The sequence below is a fragment of the Gardnerella sp. DNF00354 genome (genome assembly GCF_049262755.1).
Taxonomy (GTDB): domain Bacteria; phylum Actinomycetota; class Actinomycetes; order Actinomycetales; family Bifidobacteriaceae; genus Bifidobacterium; species Bifidobacterium vaginale.
Window position 1 is genome coordinate 360,461 of sequence record NZ_CP058402.1, and the last position, 19,274, is coordinate 379,734.

Consider the following 19,274-nt stretch of genomic DNA (forward strand, 5'->3'; position numbering starts at 1 on the left):
CTGGGCGTTTTATTTATATGCAATCAAGCAAGAATTAATCAGATTTAATTATCGCTAATCAACATTGCTAATCAATACTTCATATTCATTGCTTCTCGCACTTGCTCAAGTGTTTCTTGCGCAATCGCAGCAGCTCGTGCATTTCCATCGTGCAAAATATCTCTCACAGCGTCCATATCTTTTGCCAATTCCGCACGACGCTCGCGGTGTGGAGCAAGGAAGTTGTTTACAGATTCAATAACATACGCTTTTAGCGCTCCTGCACCTGCGTCACCAATTTCTTGCGCAATATCTTTTGGATCTCTGCCTGTAACCAATCCAGCGGTAGTCAAAAGCGCAGAAACCTGTGGGCGAGCTACTGGATCGAATGTAATTCGACGCTCAGAATCAGTCGGACTTTTCTTAATCAGCTTCGCTGTTTCTTCTGCGGTTGCGCCTAGCATAATCGAGTTTCCGTAAGACTTGCTCATTTTGCGTCCGTCTAATCCTGGGATTTCTGGCGTATCCGAAAGAATCGCAGCTGGCTCTGGGAAAACAGGATTCTTCTTTGCATATCTCTCATTAAACCTGCGAGCAATCGTGCGCGTAATCTCAATGTGTGGCAAATTATCTTTTCCAATTGGCACAACATTTGCTTTGCAAAACAGAATATCGCAAGCTTGATGCACTGGGTACGTAAGCAAAAGTCCTGTTAAAGCATGACCCGAAGCCTCCATTTCGGCTTTAACAGTAGGATTTCTATGCAATTCTGCTTCTGTAACTAAAGACAAAAATGGCAGCATAAGCTGATTTTCGGCAGGAACAGCGGAGTGTGTAAAAATCATTGTTTTCTTAGGATCAATTCCAGCAGCCATATAATCAAGAACAAGATTTAGTACATTATCTTCTACGTGTTCAACAGTGTCTCTATCTGTAATCACCTGATAGTCTGCAATAATCACGTTTGTGTTTACGCCAAGATTTTGCATTGCGACACGCTCACGTATCGAACCGAAGTAGTGTCCTAAATGAAGTCTTCCTGTCGGTCTATCTCCTGTAAGCATTGTAAAGGAGCTAGGATTTGCTTTTAGCTTCTCAAGCGTTGCGTCTGAACGTTTTTGAGCTGCTACAAAGCTTGCACTTATTTCATTTCCAGCAGCCGTAACTTGTGCTTCTTCTGACATTTCTAACTCCTTACGCACGCGATTTTTCTTGCGATTTTTAAGCCTAAAAATATGGCTTTTATCGTAAAAGTCCACTCAGACAATATACTCGGTTGCGGCACAGTGGTACGCTCTTGTGTGATGAATTGATTGTTTCGGTAAATTAGAGGGGGTCAGATGGGCCGCGGACGACAGAAGGCAAAGCAACAGAAAATTGCCCGTAAGCTCAAATACCTGACGACCGATACGGATTATGACGAGCTTGCTAAGGAGCTTAATACTCACGAGCCTGGTCAGGGATCCTTCGATCCGTTTGAATCTGATAATTATGATGAATCTAAAGATTATCTTGATAAGGAAGAAGATTCGTCTGATTTTGCTAATGATAGCGATTCTAAAGACGCTAATGAAGAGCAAGACTCGTGCGATTCTGTTCCTTGCAACGATGACGATTTAGACGATTACGCTAAGTGGGCTGCTGAAGCAGCTGCGTCTGCAGCCAATAAAGATAAATCGTCCGGCAATTCTGGCACGGTCCACCACCATATTCCTATGCCTATGCCGAATTTTATGCATAAGAAGTAATTTAAAAAATAATAAACAAGTAATTGTTGAATTAAATTGTTGAATTAAATTATTCTCATGCAAGAGATTTTGTGAGTTCGGGCAGCAGATTGCTTAGGTTATCTCGCTCTCCAATTGCACTTATGTTGCCAATTTGCTGCTCGTAATTCCATTTTGTTATTCCACAGGAAAGCCGCAACCAAACATCTGGATCAAGTTCTATAACATCAGGCGGCGTTAGATTGTGTGGATCTGATTGTGGACCTTCTAGGATTTTTACAGCTCCCCAGGGCGCTACTCTTACCTCTACAGCAAATCCAGGCGCTATTGATTCCAAGACATAAAGAGAATACCTAACAGCCATTGCTTCATCATCTCTACTAACTTCAAGAGTTTTGCTGTTAATACATGTGAAATTTTCCTTATCTTGCAAAGATTTCACATATGCCTTCGCCTTATTCTCCCATAATTTAAATGATTCTTTAGCGCGATTTATATCTTTTTCTCTTATAACCGTCATATTTGAATTATCTCATGAATTACATGACTATTGTTTGTGATTTTGGTAGCGTTTTATCAAAGTCTGATAAAAGTTTAATAAAAGTCATATTGTGAATAATTCTTAATAAGTGTTTGGGGTTGTGATATCATCAACAATGAAAACGTGTGCATTGTCACGAACCTTCTTGTGAACAACACAATTTGGCGTGACTCCAACCAAAACAATCAAGGGTTGAGATTCGCACATTTCAGTAAATATAACAAACGGCACAAGGAGTCAAATATGACTAAACACGTCGCGCCGAAAGCCAAGACAACTGCGGCGACATTTGCCAAAGAACTTCAAGAACATCTGAAGTACACTCAAGGTGTCACGCCAGAACAGGCCACTACGGCTGATGTGTATGTTGCCGCTGCTACCGCGGTCCGTCGTCACTTGATGGACTCTTGGATGCAGACCCAGCATGACATGATTAACGGCAACACCAAGGCTGTGGGCTATTTGAGCGCAGAGTTCTTGATGGGCAAGCAGCTTGAGAACGCTTTGCTTAACGCTGGTCTTACCGACCAGTTCAACAAGGCTGTAACTAAGCTTGGTTTCGATCCAAAAGCTGTTATCGATGCTGAGTATGAGCCAGGTTTAGGTAACGGCGGTTTGGGTCGTCTCGCAGCCTGCTTCATCGATTCGCTCGCCTCTATCGGCGTGCCAGCATTTGGCTACGGCATCCAGTATCGTTACGGAATTTTTAAGCAGCGCTTCGACGAAGATGGTAAGCAGGTAGAAACCCCTGATTACTGGCTTAGCAACGAAGAGCCATGGGGTCACATCGATTACGGTCGAGATCAGCGCGTTAACTTCGGCGGCGAAGTTGTTGAAGAAAACGGTAAGCGCGTTTGGAAACCAGCTTGGTCTGTTCGCGCAGTTCCAGTTGATTACATGGTTCCAGGATACAACTCTGGTCGCGTAAACACTCTTCGCCTGTGGACTGCAAAGTCTTACGACGAATTTGATTTGCTCACCTTCAACAAGTCTGAGTACTTGGATGCTGTTAAGCCACAGGTTGCAGCAGAAAACATTTCTAAGATTCTTTACCCAGAAGATTCCACTCCAGAAGGCAAGGCTTTGCGTCTTGAGCAGCAGTACTTCTTCGTAGCTGCTTCTATTCATGATGCTATCCGCGTATTCTATCCAGGTCAGGATAAGCCGGATCTCACCACCTTCCCAAGCAAGATCAACTTCCAGTTGAACGATACTCACCCAGTTATCGGTATTCCAGAGCTTATGCGCGTTCTTATGGACGAGTACGGCTACGATTGGAACACCGCTTGGGGTATCACCACCAAGACCTTCAACTACACTTGCCACACGCTTCTTCCAGAAGCTTTGGAAGTTTGGCCAGCCAAGCTTATTGGCGAACTTTTGCCACGCCACCTTGAGATTATTCAAGGCATTAGCGAGCAGTTCCGCAATGAGCTTCGCGGTAAAGGCGTTGCTGAGGATCAGGTTGAGCGCATGCGTATCGCTACCGACGCCGACGAAAATGGCGAAGGTGCTGTAGTTCGCATGGCTTACTTGGCTACCTACGGTGGTTCTTATGTTAACGGTGTTGCTGAGCTTCACTCTGAGTTGTTGAAGGATGTCACTTTGAAGGACTTCTCCAACGTTTACCCAGATAAGTTCAAGAACGTTACTAACGGCGTAACTCCTCGTCGCTTCGTGCGCTTGAGCAACCCACGCATGTCTGCTCTTATTACTGAGGGCTTGGGTACTGACGCATGGCAGGGTGATTTGGAGCTTCTTGAAGGTTTGAAGCCATTGGCTGACGATCCAGCATTCGTTAAGAAGTTTGCTGAAGTTAAGAAGCAGAACAAGCTTGCCTTTGTTGATTTTGCAAAGCACAAGTATGGCTTTGAAATCAACCCAGACACTATGTTTAACACCATTGTTAAGCGTTTGCACGAGTACAAGCGCCAGTCCATGAAGATCCTCCAGGTTATCTCCACATACGCTGGAATCAAGAATGGCACAATCGACGTAGACAAGATGCTTCCACGCACCGTGTTCTTCGGCGCTAAGTCCGCTCCAGGCTATGCTATGGCAAAGCTTACGATTCAGCTCATTAACAATGTTGCTCGCGTTGTAAACAACGATCCAGCATGCAAGGGCAAGCTTGCAGTATTCTTCCCAGAGAACTACAACATTGAACTTGCTATGAACTTGATTCCTGCCACCGATTTGGATGAGCAGATTTCTCAGGCCGGTAAGGAAGCAAGCGGCACTGGTAACATGAAGTTCGCTTTGAACGGTGCTTTGACTGTTGGTACTCTCGACGGTGCAAACGTTGAGATTCGTGAACGCGTTGGCGCTGAGAACTTCTTCCTCTTTGGCATGACTGTTGACGAGGTTGAGAAGCTCTACGCTGAAGGCTACGATCACGGCGGCTCCCGCAAGTACTACGAGTCTGATCCTCGATTGAAGACTGCTGTAGACATGGTTGCTGACGGCACATTCTCCAATGGCGACAAGAGCGTTTATGAGCCACTCGTTAACGATTGGCTTACCCATGATTACTTCATGGCAATGGCTGACTTCAGCTCTTACATGGATATTCAAGCTCAAATTGAGGAAACTTACCGCGATCCTATGAAGTGGGCTCGCATGGCAGTTTTGAACGTAGCCAACTCTGGTTACTTCTCTTCTGATCGCTCTATCGAAGATTACCTCGATCGCATTTGGCACACTGGCGCTCTTCCAACTGCTGAATAAGCAAAAGGCGCTAATTGTAGTAGCTATTAGATAAAGAAAAGAGCAGTGGGAATATTTTTCCGCTGCTCTTTTTGTATGTTTATATATTCTTCAATATTTTATAAAACGTGTTACTTGTAATCTTAAAGTCATACAATATAACGCGGTAAATATACGTTCTCATTAATCTAAGATTAAGGAAAAATATGTCTGTAGAAGAAAACATGCAGCATAGTTTGCTCCCAGAAGGTGCCGAATTATTAAACGGATTATATTCCGTAAGGGATTATATACAAAAGTTTAATGAAAAACTTAGCTTGTTTATGCAATCAGAAAAAGAAAAACGACAATTACTATCTGAACAGCAACTTATTCTTAAAAAACTTATCAGAACAGACAGCGCTAAAGAAAAATCTGATTATGGTCTTTTTATGGCTGGTATAGCCTTTAGCATCGTATTCGGAGTTATTACTGCATTAAGTGGCAATATTAACGGACTTATTTTTTGCGTAGTTATAACAGCTGTATTTGCCGTTGGAAAAGCAAAGAATAGCAAAACAATGTTAAATATAGGAAGAGTCTTACTTATTCTGCTTATATTAGCTTGGCTTAATGGACTGTGGAATGCTTATAATTTTTCAGCTAAAGCCAACAATGTTGGATCGTTTGTAATTTATGCTGCTATTAATGTTATTGCATTTATTGTTGCGGCTATTGTGGCTGCGATTATTGTTAAAAAATATAATAAAAAAATTAATCGCGATAACAATAAAGAAGAAAAACGTGTTTCTGAATTAAATGCACAAATTAAAGAGAAGAATAATCAGATTGTTCAACACAATAACATGGTTGACGAGCGTCGTAATGCATTATACAAAGAAATGAATGACATTAAAGAGCGTATGCTTGCAGAAACTTCTTCGTGGTATCCAAATGATTACTATGTTTTAGATTCTGTTGAATATTTTATTTCTCTAGTTAAGAATCACGAGGCAGATACAGTCAAAGAAATGATTACTGCATACAAGCGAGATCAATATCATAACCAAGTTCTTAATAATCAAATGGATATGAGGCAAAAGCTAAATGCTATGGTCGATAATCAGAAGACAATGCTTGAGAATCAAGAAGAGATGATTAAGCTACAGAAGATTTCTAACGTCCTTCAAACTATACAATGTGTTAATGGCTTTATTATTGCAGGCAATACAAGCGCAATTGCTAACAACACGAGCGCAATTGCTAACAACACAAGGGAGATTGCAGACAATACAAGAGGAATCGAGCAGAACACTCGTCCTCGTTCTTCGTGGTTCTAAAAAATATTTAGATAAAACACAAAATAAAAAACGAGTGGCGGCAGGTTCTCAGAGAAATCTACCGCCACTCGTTTTTATAAACAGTTAAGCTATTAAGCTTCTACTGGTTTATCAGCTTCTGCGTCTTTATCTTCTTTTTCAGCACCTAAATCGATTGGTGAAGAGCTGTTCTCCCATGGCTGCTCCCATGGATCATAATCAGGATTATGCTGCTTGTATACATACAATGCTGCAATACCTGCGAGCAGTGCTCCAAAGAGCAGTGCAAAGAACTTCCAACCGCCAGAGGACCTGTTCTCCATGATGGCTCCTTTCGTCAAGCTGACCTGCTCGTCCAAGTCAACAATTTATATCGAGTTTCACTCGCGTACTCACTATCATAGTGATTTTTTTCAATACTCGCATCTTTTTTATCATATAGATTGGTTACAAATATTTAAACTTTGTGTATGCGATTAGATAATGTTATTTTATGAACAATTTTGATGTAAAAAATATTATTAGGCGTTTTAAGATTAATTGCAAAAGCGCTACATATTCACTCATTTATATTTGTGTGTTTGTTTGGCTTATTGAAATTATTCTTCATACTTTTTCGCCAAACTTGTATCAAGTACTTATTGAGAATACAGCATTTTCTCCATTTTTGATTAAAAAATCTATTTGGACTTGGTTTACATCTATGTTTGTTCATTCTCCTGGATTTAGCCACATATTTTTCAACATGCTCTGCTTATATTCTCTCGGAATAGAATTAGAGAAATTCTTTGGCAGGTGGAAGTTCTTCTTCCTATATGCCATTTCAGGACTAGGAGGATGCGTTGCAACCCTACTTTACTGCAGAATTACAGGAAACTGGTTCTTGTCGGCTTATGGCGCATCAGGTGCAATTATGGGGCTTATAGGGGCACTTCTTGTAGCTCAATGGAGACTCGGTGAAAATACTCGAGGAACTTTGATATGGATTGCTTTAACTCTAGCTATGCCTATTATTATTCCAAATATTGCTTGGCAGGCTCATGTTGGTGGTCTTATCACTGGAACAATTTTGGCTACTTTGCTTGGAGTAAATAATCCCATTCTTAAAAAAGCATCTTTTAATGAACGTTTTGCTATATATTCTTTACTAATTCTTATTGTGCTCCTATCTATTTGCATGTTCTGCATATGCTAATCAACTTTAAATTACACGTATGTAGTTCTCCACAATTGTGGACACAAAAGTGGATAACTTGGGTATAACATGGGAATATCTACTTAAGTTATCCACAATGTTGTACACAAACGTTGATAACTCAGTCTTTTAAAACCTGTTAACAAGTGCATAAAAGTTATCCACATTTTTTATAAATTGTGATTTTCTCCAATCTTAATAAGAAATAAAATTATGCAATCTAAATTCAATCATCCAAAACATCTAGATCCACAAAGCCAAGAAACACTTGATTTTATTAAGGAAAATCAAGATGCTAACCCTAAAGATGCTGCTTTAAAAGCATCTAACAATCCCAAAATCAATGTTTTATTTGCCGTTAATCAAATAAGCGGAAAACAGATTGCAAAAACAAAACTGCCTAATTGGTATATGAATAAACAAGTAATATATCCAGCTCACATTTCGATGGAACAATGTTCATCGCAAGCAACCGCGCAATATAAGGCGCAGATAGTTCATAATCTTATAAAAGATAATAACTTAAACAAGTCTAAAACTACACTAATTGATTTAACCGGCGGATTTGGCGTAGATTGCGCAATAATGAGCAAAGAATTCAGTGAATCTATTTGCGCAGAAAAACAAGAAGAATTATCTGCTATCAGCCAGCACAATATGATTGTAATGGGATTAAAAAATGTTCATTGCGTAAATTGCACAAGCTCTGAAGTATTAAATAACTTAAATTCAGCTACCCTTATTTACATTGATCCTGCAAGACGCGACAAAAAAGGATCTAGAACATACGCTATAGAAGATTGCACTCCGAATGTTATAAAACTAAAATCACAGATGCTAGATGCTTCAAAATTTGTGATTATAAAACTATCCCCAATGCTTGATTGGAGAAAAGCTATATGTGATTTTGACGGAAACGTTAGTCAGGTACACATAATTTCTCACAACAATGAATGCAAAGAATTACTTTTAGTATTGGATGCAAATTTACATAACATTATTGAGATTCATTGCGTTAACAATGAAAATATTACTGTTTTTTGCGCCAAATATGATTCGTCTTTACACAAGGTTGAAGAATCTTACGAGATTTCAAATATCGCCACAAATGTTATGGAAAATTGGAGAAATTTAGCTAAATATGTTTATGAGCCAAACGCATCTATTATGAAAGCTGGATGCTTCAATCTTTTAATACAAAAATATGGTGTTTATCAAATCGCAAGAAACAGCCACATTTTTATTTCTGAAAATTGTAACTCTGATTTTCCTGGAAAAATTTGGAAAATAGAAGAAGTCTGCAGCATGAATAAAAAAGAAATCAAGCAAATTATTTCAGACTTAGAGTATGCGAATATAGCCACGTACAATTTTCCAATGAGTGTTAATGATTTGAAGAAAAAACTTAAATTAAAAGATGGTGGTACAACTAGGATTCTGGCTACTACGGATAGTAAAAACCAGCACGTAATTATTAGAGCAAGTAAAGTAACAGATAAACAGATAATATACAATAAATAAATTAATGGCTGCGCACTCATGCACGCAGCCATTAATCAAGATTTAAAAAGTTCTATTAACTTTTTATCTCCAGCACATTGTCATTAAGAATCCAGCCATAACCAAGCATGCTGCAATCAAAAGATTAAATGCTCCAATTCCAGGAATTGGTAGAGAAGGATTCAGGTAGTAAACAACTGCCCAGAACAAACCAACAATCATAAGCGTGCAGAAAAGCGGAACAAACCAACCAGCATTAGCCTTTGTTCCTTTAATTGACTCTTCAACTCTACGAGTATTTTCTTCTTGACGCTTCATCATTCGCTGTATCTGCGGAGACAAAGAATCTTTGTCCGCAGTCGCATTCAGCACAGCTTCAACCTGCTCCATAGGCACGCCATACAAATCTTCTTTAGAAGATTCCTTTGCTTCGCCAGCATCGGCAGATGAAGCAGCATTCAATGTGTTTAATTCTTCGTCAGCCATAACAGTAACTCTCCAATCAATCGGCTACACGCTATAATAATAGTTACACTCGAACGCAATAAGAAGACTGGATGCTATGGCTAGACAAACAGGTAAACACAGCGCTAAAAAATCGCTGTTGGGAAGCATTGCTGTGGCATTAGCTATCTCTTTTACAGGATATTTATTTATTACTAACTTGCGTATTAATCGTACAGCGTTTGTTACATCAGACACTGGTCAGATGGTAGAAAGAAATTCTCAAAGAGCAAAAAGCTTAAGAGAAGATGTTAAAGAGCTGGATTCACAGGTAAATCTTCTAAACAAAACTTTAACGAATAATACAAATGATGCAGATTCTTCCGACGATACTGGTGCTAGCACAATACTCCCAGCAATACAGGGACCTGGAATTAGTGTTACACTAAACGATTCACCACTGTGGAAAACAGCCGTAAACGGGTCTGGAAGCTCCGCAAACATAAATGACTACGTAATACACCAACAAGACATAGAAGCGGTGGTAAATGCCCTTTGGAAGGGCGGAGCAGAGGCAATAACAATCCAAGACCAACGCATACTATTCAATTCTGCTGTTGTTTGCATCGGAAATGTGCTTATGCTACAAGGTCATCAGTACTCGCCACCGTATAGAATATCTGCTATTGGCTCAATCGAAGACATGGTAGATGCGCTGGATGATTCTCCAGCAATTCGAACATATAAAGACTATGTCAGCGGTTTTGGGTTGGGATGGAAAGTGGAAAAAAAGAGTAATCTAAAATTCGCAGAATCTTCTGCACTTTTACAGCCACTACGATATGCTTCGGTTCCAAAAGATGCCGATTTTATTAGTAGTAATATTTCGCCACAACACCATTCCAACAGGCAATAAAGGAGTAACATGAAGCGTTCTAACAATATGCACGAACGTAGCGAAACTAAACACGGCAAAACCAGTATTATCTGGCAAGCAGTTGGTGTTGTAGGAGAACTTCTTATTTCTTTCGCTGTTATTTGTGCACTGTATATTGTCTGGCAAATGTGGTGGACGGGCGCACAAGCTGAACATATACAAGTTGAAACACGTCAATCTGTTTCTTGGACAAACCCTGCTGCTGGTCCTAAAACAAAAATTGCTCTTCCTCAAGTAGACAATCCTCCTAAATTACAAGGCGTCAAACACGGAGATCTTCTAGCGCGAATCTATATTCCACGCTTCGGTGATCAATGGGAACGTAATGTTATTGAAGGTGTAGATATGGAGATACTTAATCGTCGAGGATTAGGTCATTATCCTAAAACTGAGTTGCCTGGAGAAATTGGAAACATTACAATTATTGGTCACCGAAATGGTTATGGTCAGCCTCTTGCGGATGTTGATAGGTTCCAAAAGGGAGATCCTATTATTCTTCGAACTAAAGATTATTGGTTCGTTTACAAATACATTACTCACAAGATTGTTAGACCAGAACAGGTTGAGGTTCTTGACCCAGATCCAATAAACCATAGTAAAGATCCAAAGAAACGCATGATTACGATTATTACATGCGAGCCTAAGTTCTCTACGCCTAAGTTCCGCTTTGTTAGCTTTGGAGAGCTTGACTATTGGGCTAAAGTTTCTGACGGTATTCCAAAAGAGCTTTCTACTTTAGATGAAAACGGAAAAGTTAAGTTTGTTAATAACGAGCAACAATCTTTGGTTTCTCACCTTGATTCGCTTGTTCCACTTATGATTGGCGCACTAGTAGTATATCTGATTATTTTTGCTGCTGGAGCTATTGCATGGCAGTGGCCGTTAAGACGCGAGATTAAAGCAGGTCTAAAGCCAAAGCCTGAATTCAGCATCTTTGGCGGACTTATGAGGCTACAGCCTGGAATTCTTCCAGTGAGATTAATTCTCTCCTTAATTATCTACCTAATATGCATGATGATACTTATGCAATGGGTATACCCGTTTGTTTCGGCAAATATACCATTCTTAAGAGAGATGTCAGCATATACAGCAACGCCTTACTAAATGGCAAGTAGATAAGATTAATAGATAACAAAAATCAGGGTTAGGACAATTTCTTAACCCTGATTTTTGTTGTATAAGATTAAACAATTTGTATAAGATTAAACAATCTACTCTTGGTTTATATGCAAAAACTAAATAAAACACGTAGACAATAAGTATGCACTTAATTAACATATGCACTTAATTAATAAAAAAGCCAGTAAGCTTATTAAACTTACTGGCTTTATGCTTTGCTTTTTACAAACCTGTATCTGTTGTTGTAGTAGATGTAGATGGGTCTTCAGTAGAAGGTTTATTCAAATCTAATCCAGTACCTGGCTTTGTAGTATCTGGCGAAGGAGTAGCAGATTTCACAGTCAAAGTGATTGTTGAACCTTTGTCAATCTTTGCTCCTTCTTTTTCAGACATTCCAGTAACTATGTCATCATCTTTAGCTGATGCATCAGATGCAACAACCTTAAAGCCTTTTGCTTCCAATACTTGTTTAGCCTGCTTGAAAGTTACAGTGCCAACAGCCAAACGAGGAACTTCAACTTTAGGCTTTCCTTTAGAAACATATACTGTTACAGAGCTATGAGGCTTTACTGCAGCACCAGAAGACGGGTTCATCTTGGTCACAGTTCCTTCAGATGCAGTATCAGATTCTTCCTCAACAACATTTACAGTAAAACCAAGATTTTGCAATTCGCTTGTTACAACATCCTTAGATTGTCCAACTAAACCATCAGGAATCTTTGTAAGACCAGAAGAAATGTATAAGGTAACCATAGACCCCTTATCTGCAAACGAATCTGCAGAAGGATCTGTACGAGTAACATGATTCTTCTTAACTTCTGTGCTATCTTCTACACGAACATTAGATATCTTAAATCCAGCACGTTCAAGAGCTTTACGTGCTACATCTTGCGATTTACCAGTAACATCTGGAACCTTAGTAGACTGTGGACCTACAGAGAACCATACGCTTACTCTAGATCCTGAAGAAACTTTAGCTCCACCTTTAGGAAGCTGCTTTGTAAAAGTTCCTTCTGGTTGAGAAGATTTATCATCTTCCAAAATATCTGGGATAAGACCAAGAGCTCGCAACTTTTCGCGAGCGGCATCCTGCGTTGTTGTTTCTGTAAATGTAGGAACTACAACTTCTCCAGCAAGTTTACTGCGATTCAAAACAAATAAAATTCCAACAACAACAATTGCACAAACTACAGCAGATATAACGGAAGTAATAACAATTCTCTTGCTTCTTTTTGCTCTATTAGCTGCAAGCTGCGCTGCTCTAGTGTTATAACCAGTATTTTGAGTATAAGGCTCAAATTGACCTGTAATAGCACCAAAGCTTTGAGTTGATGCGGTATCAGCATTGTTCATTGCTTGTGTTGCAGCATTCTGCTCAGCCTGCTTTCTAGCACGCATATTAGCCAAATCCGTCAGAGGATTAAATGCTGCAGCAACAGGAACACCACCATTCATAAAAGCCAATATGTCATTTTTAAATTCTGCGGCAGTTGCATACCTATTCTGGCGGTCCTTCGCCATTGCTTTGGCACAAATCTTATCCCACATAACAGGAAGACCAGGAACAAGCGTACTTAATGGCGTCGCGACCTCAGACACATGCTGATACGCAATTGCAACAGCTGAATCACCTGTAAAAGGAGGTCTACCAGTTAGCATCTCATATAAAACACAGCCAGCAGAATATAAATCAGATCTCATATCTACTTGTTCTCCACGAGCCTGTTCAGGAGACAAGTATTGAGCAGTTCCAACCACACCCTGTGATTGTGTCATTGTTGTTGCAGAATCGTCCAATGCCCTAGCGATTCCAAAATCCATAACTTTAACAATGCCCTGCTCGGAAATCATAATATTTCCAGGCTTAATATCCCTATGAATCACACCCATTCTGTGCGAATACTCAAGAGCATTAAGAACTCCTAGCATAACCTGCTCAGAGTCTCTTTGACTCAAAGCACCATTCATTTTAAGAATATCGCGTAAAGTTTTACCCTTAACATATTCCATAACAAGATATGGCAGATGCTCTTCTACACCATTGTCATCTTCTACAGATTCTTCTCCAGAATCATAAATATTAACTATGTTAGGATTGTTCATCTGAGCAATTGAATGTGCTTCTCTGCGGAATCTAGATAAGAAAATCTCATCATTTGCCAGATCAGAACGCATAATTTTAACCGCAACAGTACGACCAAGACGTTTATCTTCTGCGATTCTCACCTCGGCCATTCCGCCACGACCAATTAATTCACCTAATTGGTACCGTCCATTCGCTAATGAGGTAGGCATTGTGTTACTCATTGCTGCTCCTTGCGGTTGTTATTGTTTAAAATGTTAATAATATTCACTTGAGTTTTTGGAACACTTCTCACGCTACGAGCAGGACGCTGAACAGCGGAAGAAGGTATTGAGTTTTTATTATTAAATGCTGTTTGTTGATCTAAAAGTCTTCTTTCTATTTTTGAAAGAACTTTTGACACTACTAGAGCATCTTTAGGTCTGTCTTTTGGATTTTTAGAAAGCATTGACATTACAAACTGTCTTAATTGGATATCAACACTATCTGGAAGAGGTGGAACAGGATCGTTAACATGAGCTGCTGCAATATCTACAGGCGTAGCTCCAGTAAATGGTCTGTGTCCACAAAGTCCTTCGTAAGCAACAACTCCGAGAGAATATATGTCAGATTGAGCAGTAGCTTGTTCTCCTTGAGCTTGTTCTGGAGAAATATATTGAGCCGTTCCTACTACCATTCCATCCTGAGTTATTTGTTCTTGATCACTAGAATAAGAAACACCAAAATCTGTTATTTTTACACTTCCAGTATCAGAAACCATAATGTTTGCTGGTTTAACGTCTCTGTGTATAACACCGTGAGAATGAGCTACAAAAAGACCTCTAGCTGTTTGAATAAGAATAGGAAGCAAACGAGTTGGTTCCACAGTTTTTTCTTTATGATACAAATCTGCTAAAGATTTACTAGGCACATACTCCATAATCAGGAAGCCAATACCATCATGCTCATAATAATCAAATAATGCCGCAATATTAGGATGCGCTAAATTGGCTGAATTATGTGCTTCTGCGCGAAGTCTACGCAATTTAGCTTCAACATTGTTAGTGTCTGTTCTAAGAGCTTTAATTGCTACAATTCTGCCAAGCTGTATGTCAAAACCTTTCCATACTTCGCCCATACCGCCTTGTGCAAGACGCCTATCTAACCTATATCGATGATGAACTAACTGTCCTTCAACAAGTTTCATTGCTTAAGAGCCTCCTTCATCACCTGTTTCATAATAGGTCCTGCAGTATAAGTTCCATATGTGTTCGCATTATGAACTACTACTGCTATAGCTATTTTAGGGTCTTCTGCTGGGGCAAATCCAATTACCCACCCATTTGCAGACTGATTTTTTACACCAATCTGCGCTGTTCCAGTTTTTGCTGCAACATGAATATTTGGTAGAGAAAGATTTGAATTTTCTTTAACTACTACACTTTGCATCATACTATTAAGTTTTGCAGCTGTCTGTGCACTAATAGCTTGGCTCATAACAGTAGGACTTGTTTGCGATATAACAGACAAATCACTAGATCTTACGCAATCAACCAAAGTTGGTTTCATAAGAGTTCCATTATTAGCTATAGCCGACGCAATCATAGCATTTTGAAGCGTAGTAATCTTTGCATCTCCTTGACCTATAGATTCTAGAGCTAATTTATCTTGAGATGGTTTAGTAGAAAGTAATGATGTTACTACTCTCATAGGGAAACCAGTTGAATCTGATCCATCTAAAGTAAACGAACTAAAGAATCCAAATTTCTTAGCTTGCTTTATTATTGCGTCAGACCCTAACGATATTCCTAACTGTGCAAAAGCAGTATTTGAAGAATAAGCTAAAGCATCTTCAAATGATATTTGTCCGTTAACTCCATTTGCAGGAACAACAACATTTGTTAAATGCGTTCGAGTTCCAGGAAGAGTGTAGCTTGATCCAGCTGGAATCTGAGTATTTAAATCATATTTTCCAGATTCTAACGCCGCAGCAGCAATAAGTGTTTTTAAAGTAGATCCCGGCGCATACAGTTCAGAAATGGAACGATTAAGCATCGGATTATAAATATTAGATATAAGATCCTTGTAAGACCTATTTACAGAAGAAACATTGTGAGAAGCAAGAAGAGAAGGATTGTAACTTGGAGTGCTAACCATTGCTAGTATTCGTCCAGTTTTTGGCTCTATAGCAACTAAAGCGCCTTCTTTATTTTTTAGTAGATTATATGCAAGAGTCTGAAGCTTAGTGTTAATAGATGTTTCTATTGAAGCACCCCTATTTTCTGCTCCAGTAAACAATGACTTAAACTTTTGAAGGAATAAAGCATCTGACTGTCCACTTAAAAGCTCATTCCTTGACGCTTCTATTCCTCTATCAGCTCTTTGACTTATTGAATAATATCCTGTAATCGGAGCATAAACTTCACCATTGAAATATGAGCGCTGATAAACAAAAGCATCTTTAGATGGATCAGATTTTGCTAATACTGTTCCATCAGACGCAAGTATTGCTCCTCTAGGAGACCCAAATTCATGGTATAGTGCTCGTCTATTTCTAGGGTCTGAATTTAACTCGTTTGATTTTATAGAAGTTATGTAAGTACTAGAAACACAAAGTATTACGAATAATATTATTACTGCAGTAAAAAGCTCTTTTAAACATTTATTCATAACTTTCACCTCCATCTTCTTTAAGATCAGAGGCTTTATTTTCTCTCTCCCTAAGTTCTCGTTCTCTTAATGCAGCTAAAGCTTCGTATTGGAAAGTATCAGACATAACAGCAGTTTCAGGCTTATTTGCAGCATTAGAGATAACAATCAAAATAGCAGCAAGCAAATAATTTGCCACTAATGATGATCCTCCAGCAGCCATATATGGCATTGTTAAACCAGTTAAAGGAATTACAAGAGTAATACCTCCAACAACAGTAAAAACTTGGAAAGCCATTGTAAAAACTAAACCAGATGCAAGGAGTTTTCCAAAACCATCCTTGATTTTCATTGCCGTTATCATACCCGAAGCAATAATAATCAAGTAAAGCATTAATACTATGAACAACCCAGTCAATCCTAATTCTTCACCCACTGAAGCGTAAATAAAATCAGAATTAGCAAGAGGTGTCAAAGATGGGTGACCTTGCCCTAATCCTGTTCCTGTAACACCACCAGCTGCCAATCCAAATAATCCTGTAACAATCTGAGCAGAACCACCTGGGAATCTATTGTAAATAACTGGGTCATACGGATTAAGCCAAGCATCTACTCTATACTGCACGTGAGCAAATAATTTAACAGCTACAAAGCATCCAATCATGAACGCTATAAATCCAATTGCAAGCCAACCTTTTCTGCCTGTAGCAACATACAACATAGAAACAAACATTGCGAAGAACATTAAAGATGTTCCTAAATCATGTTGTACGACAAGAACGCACATTGATGCAGCCCAAACAAGTGCAATAGGACCCATGTCTTTAAATCGCGGAAGATGCACACCTAAAATCTTTTTTCCGCCAACAGCAAGCCTGTCTCTATGGTCAAACAAATATGCTGCAAAGAAGAATGCTAAGAATAACTTTGCAAATTCTCCAGGTTGAAGAGTGTGGTTACCAAAACCGATCCATATTCTTGCTCCGCCAATTTCCTTACCAACTATAGGAAGCATTGGAGATAGTAACAATATAAGACCTATTATCATGCTTACATACGAGAAACGTCTAAGTATTCTGTAATCTTCAAGAACAAGCACAAAAATTATTGACAAAACAAGAGCAACACAAACCCATATGAGCTGTTTCATAGCAATATCTGTATTGTGCTGTTTATCTATCCTAGCAATCATTACTGTGCCGATAGTTGTAAGCAGAAGCATACATGGCAATATAACTTGACTACAATAAGGTTTTTTTACTATTAAAACTCCCCATAGAACCAAGTATAAGGCTGTTGTAAAAGTAAGCATTCCAATATAATCTGCTGGAATATATCCGTTAATCCTCAAAAACATCTGCAAAAATGCCAATGAAGATATAATTATGGAGAACAGAAGTAGAGAAATTTGTTTAATTCTAATACTCAACATATTCATGAGGTTTTACCCCCTGAATCAGAGTCTGAATTTACAACTCCACTATTATTGCCATCTTTATCGTCTAAACTAGATTTAGTACTTTTTTGTTTATTACTGTGTTTTTCAATTTCTCTAGCACGCATTTCACGTCTTATTAATTTTGCGTGTCCTCTAGCTTCTTTAAGACTGCTAAAACTTATTCCTTCATCGAGTTGATCTTGCCAAGATTTATCTAGTTTTTTTACTCTAATATCTGTTTCTTCGATCTGATGAGAAAGTTCTAAACCAAAAATATTTGTAGGAACACCTTGGTAAATAACTACTCTATCGTTACCTTTACCAATGTAATACTGCTTTTGAGTCCACGAATATACAAGATATGCCCCAGAAGCAACAATAGCGCATATTACAAGTATTGCGAAAGCAACTCCTATTCTCATCCATCTTTTTCTAATCCTATTTGCTTTATGCGCTTCAGCTTGTTCTCTTTTTACAGCTCTAGCAACATCTGGATCTCTAGGATCAGTTGAGATTCTTCCATTCTTCTTTTTTACAATAGGAATCTCATTTGTATCTGTAGACCTAAGTTCTTCTTCATTTCTTAAGTGAGAAGGCTGAACTAAACGAGTTGTTTCAACTTTTTCAACATCTTTTTCACTCGACTTTTCACCATCTTGTATAAGAGCAGCGGCTCTTTGAGCAGGCGAATTTTTACCTTCTCGCAACACTGGTGTGGAAGATACTGCTTTATTAACAATATCTGCTATCGATTCCAAATCCTTACTTGCAGCACCGCCAATCAATGGTGTTTGGTGAGGTAAATCAAAAGCATCTGCGTCTAATGCCAAAGTCGCATCTGCAATAACAGCTGTGGCATTATCAGTACTTCCAGCTTTAAGAGCCATTGAAACAAGTTTTTGAGCACATTCTTCTTGATTAGATACACTGCTCATAACTTCTTGAATAGTGGAATCTTCTAATACTCCACATACTCCATCTGAACAAAGCAACCAGCGATCTGAAGGATGAGCTAATCGAATTGCCATATCTGGGCGTGGATCAATATCAAAATCACCCAATACTCGCATAACAACATTGCGTTGTGGATGATTTCTTGCTTCTTCTGGAGTAATATGACCAGTATCAATTAAATGTTGAACATAACTATGGTCACAAGTCATTCTTATAAGATGATTATCTCGCAACAAGTAGGCTCTAGAATCACCTAAATGTGCAAGAACCCAGTATCCGTTTACTAAAGAAACAGCTGTTACTGTCGTTCCCATGCCAGCAAGACGTCTTTCACGCTTAGCTTTTCCAACAATCGCGTCGTGAGCTGCCATAATTGACGTTTCCATCATAGAAGAAACAGCTTTTACATCATTTGGTCTTGAATCCTGCTCAATATGAGCTAAAGATCTTATTGCAATAGTGGACGCCGTATCTCCACCAGCATGGCCACCCATACCGTCACAAATAGATGCTAAACGCTCTCCTGCGAACGCTGAGTCTTGATTATTACTACGAACTGTACCAACATCACTAACAGCCGTGGAATACATAAACAACGCTTTATCAATAAATGAAGCTTTATTAAAATTATTTTCTTTATCTCGATTAGTGTTTTTATTATTTAAAGAATTATATACAGTATCGGAATTTCTACTATCAATGTCTGAATCTAATTGTGTCATATA

16 protein-coding genes are annotated in these 19,274 nt (G+C 38.9%); 7 read left to right on the top strand and 9 right to left on the bottom strand.

Features of this window, described 5'->3' with window-relative positions:
- Nucleotides 1-71: 71 nt before the first annotated feature.
- Nucleotides 72-1,163 (bottom strand): tryptophan--tRNA ligase, encoded by a 1,092-nt coding sequence (gene trpS / locus HXT24_RS01360; protein ID WP_102990823.1) that lies wholly within the window; start codon nt 1,161-1,163, stop codon nt 72-74.
- Nucleotides 1,164-1,319: 156 nt separating this feature from the next.
- Between trpS and HXT24_RS01365 the strand changes: the two genes are divergently transcribed.
- Nucleotides 1,320-1,727, top strand: a complete 408-nt coding sequence (locus HXT24_RS01365; protein WP_016824210.1) for a DUF3073 domain-containing protein — start codon at nt 1,320-1,322, stop codon at nt 1,725-1,727.
- 55 nt (nt 1,728-1,782) lie between these two features.
- On the opposite strand, the gene HXT24_RS01370 is transcribed toward HXT24_RS01365, so the two are convergent.
- Nucleotides 1,783-2,226: a sterol carrier family protein gene (locus HXT24_RS01370; protein WP_415684289.1), complete on the bottom strand. Its 444-nt coding sequence runs from the start codon at nt 2,224-2,226 to the stop codon at nt 1,783-1,785.
- 264 nt (nt 2,227-2,490) lie between these two features.
- On the opposite strand from HXT24_RS01370, the gene HXT24_RS01375 reads away from it, so the two are divergent.
- Together HXT24_RS01375 and HXT24_RS01380 are read left to right on the top strand one after the other, a co-directional pair.
- Nucleotides 2,491-4,974, top strand: coding sequence for a glycogen/starch/alpha-glucan phosphorylase (locus tag HXT24_RS01375; RefSeq protein ID WP_410311933.1), 2,484 nt, complete (start codon nt 2,491-2,493; stop codon nt 4,972-4,974).
- A 185-nt stretch (nt 4,975-5,159) separates the two neighbouring features.
- On the top strand, nt 5,160-6,272 hold the full coding sequence (locus HXT24_RS01380; RefSeq protein WP_415690535.1) for a hypothetical protein: 1,113 nt from the start codon (nt 5,160-5,162) through the stop codon (nt 6,270-6,272).
- Between the two features lie 92 nt (nt 6,273-6,364).
- Here the strand turns inward: HXT24_RS01380 and HXT24_RS01385 are convergent, their stop codons facing one another.
- Entirely contained in the window at nt 6,365-6,574 is a 210-nt protein-coding gene (locus HXT24_RS01385) for a hypothetical protein (protein ID WP_032812220.1), read from the bottom strand.
- A 170-nt stretch (nt 6,575-6,744) separates the two neighbouring features.
- Here HXT24_RS01385 and HXT24_RS01390 point away from each other — a divergent pair, with 170 nt between their 5' ends.
- Together HXT24_RS01390 and HXT24_RS01395 are read left to right on the top strand one after the other, a co-directional pair.
- Nucleotides 6,745-7,446: a rhomboid family intramembrane serine protease gene (locus HXT24_RS01390; RefSeq protein ID WP_103013254.1), complete on the top strand. Its 702-nt coding sequence runs from the start codon at nt 6,745-6,747 to the stop codon at nt 7,444-7,446.
- A 213-nt stretch (nt 7,447-7,659) separates the two neighbouring features.
- The gene (locus HXT24_RS01395) at nt 7,660-8,967 is read left to right on the top strand and encodes a THUMP-like domain-containing protein (RefSeq protein WP_422119490.1); all 1,308 of its coding nucleotides are present in this window, start codon (nt 7,660-7,662) and stop codon (nt 8,965-8,967) included.
- A 63-nt stretch (nt 8,968-9,030) separates the two neighbouring features.
- On the opposite strand, the gene crgA is transcribed toward HXT24_RS01395, so the two are convergent.
- On the bottom strand, nt 9,031-9,432 hold the full coding sequence (gene crgA / locus HXT24_RS01400) for a cell division protein CrgA (protein ID WP_004113997.1): 402 nt from the start codon (nt 9,430-9,432) through the stop codon (nt 9,031-9,033).
- A 76-nt stretch (nt 9,433-9,508) separates the two neighbouring features.
- Here crgA and HXT24_RS01405 point away from each other — a divergent pair, with 76 nt between their 5' ends.
- Both HXT24_RS01405 and HXT24_RS01410 read left to right on the top strand, forming a co-directional pair.
- Nucleotides 9,509-10,306, top strand: coding sequence for a DUF881 domain-containing protein (locus HXT24_RS01405; RefSeq protein ID WP_016827138.1), 798 nt, complete (start codon nt 9,509-9,511; stop codon nt 10,304-10,306).
- 9 nt (nt 10,307-10,315) lie between these two features.
- Nucleotides 10,316-11,431 carry a class E sortase gene (locus HXT24_RS01410; RefSeq protein ID WP_016827136.1) on the top strand — a complete coding sequence of 372 codons (1,116 nt, stop codon included), beginning with the start codon at nt 10,316-10,318 and terminating at the stop codon, nt 11,429-11,431.
- Between the two features lie 237 nt (nt 11,432-11,668).
- Here the strand turns inward: HXT24_RS01410 and pknB are convergent, their stop codons facing one another.
- From pknB to HXT24_RS01435, 5 genes are read right to left on the bottom strand one after another with little or no spacing between them, the layout of a single operon-like run.
- Nucleotides 11,669-13,753: a Stk1 family PASTA domain-containing Ser/Thr kinase gene (gene pknB, locus HXT24_RS01415; RefSeq protein ID WP_016827134.1), complete on the bottom strand. Its 2,085-nt coding sequence runs from the start codon at nt 13,751-13,753 to the stop codon at nt 11,669-11,671.
- Entirely contained in the window at nt 13,750-14,715 is a 966-nt protein-coding gene (locus HXT24_RS01420) for a serine/threonine-protein kinase (protein ID WP_004114005.1), read from the bottom strand. The genes pknB and HXT24_RS01420 overlap by 4 nt, the downstream gene beginning before the upstream one ends.
- Nucleotides 14,712-16,178, bottom strand: a complete 1,467-nt coding sequence (locus tag HXT24_RS01425; protein WP_014554248.1) for a peptidoglycan D,D-transpeptidase FtsI family protein — start codon at nt 16,176-16,178, stop codon at nt 14,712-14,714. Before HXT24_RS01425 ends, HXT24_RS01420 begins: the two co-directional genes overlap by 4 nt.
- On the bottom strand, nt 16,171-17,595 hold the full coding sequence (locus tag HXT24_RS01430) for an FtsW/RodA/SpoVE family cell cycle protein (protein WP_016827129.1): 1,425 nt from the start codon (nt 17,593-17,595) through the stop codon (nt 16,171-16,173). Before HXT24_RS01430 ends, HXT24_RS01425 begins: the two co-directional genes overlap by 8 nt.
- Entirely contained in the window at nt 17,592-19,271 is a 1,680-nt protein-coding gene (locus HXT24_RS01435) for a PP2C family protein-serine/threonine phosphatase (RefSeq protein ID WP_422119491.1), read from the bottom strand. The genes HXT24_RS01430 and HXT24_RS01435 overlap by 4 nt, the downstream gene beginning before the upstream one ends.
- Between the last annotated feature and the right edge of the window lie 3 nt (nt 19,272-19,274).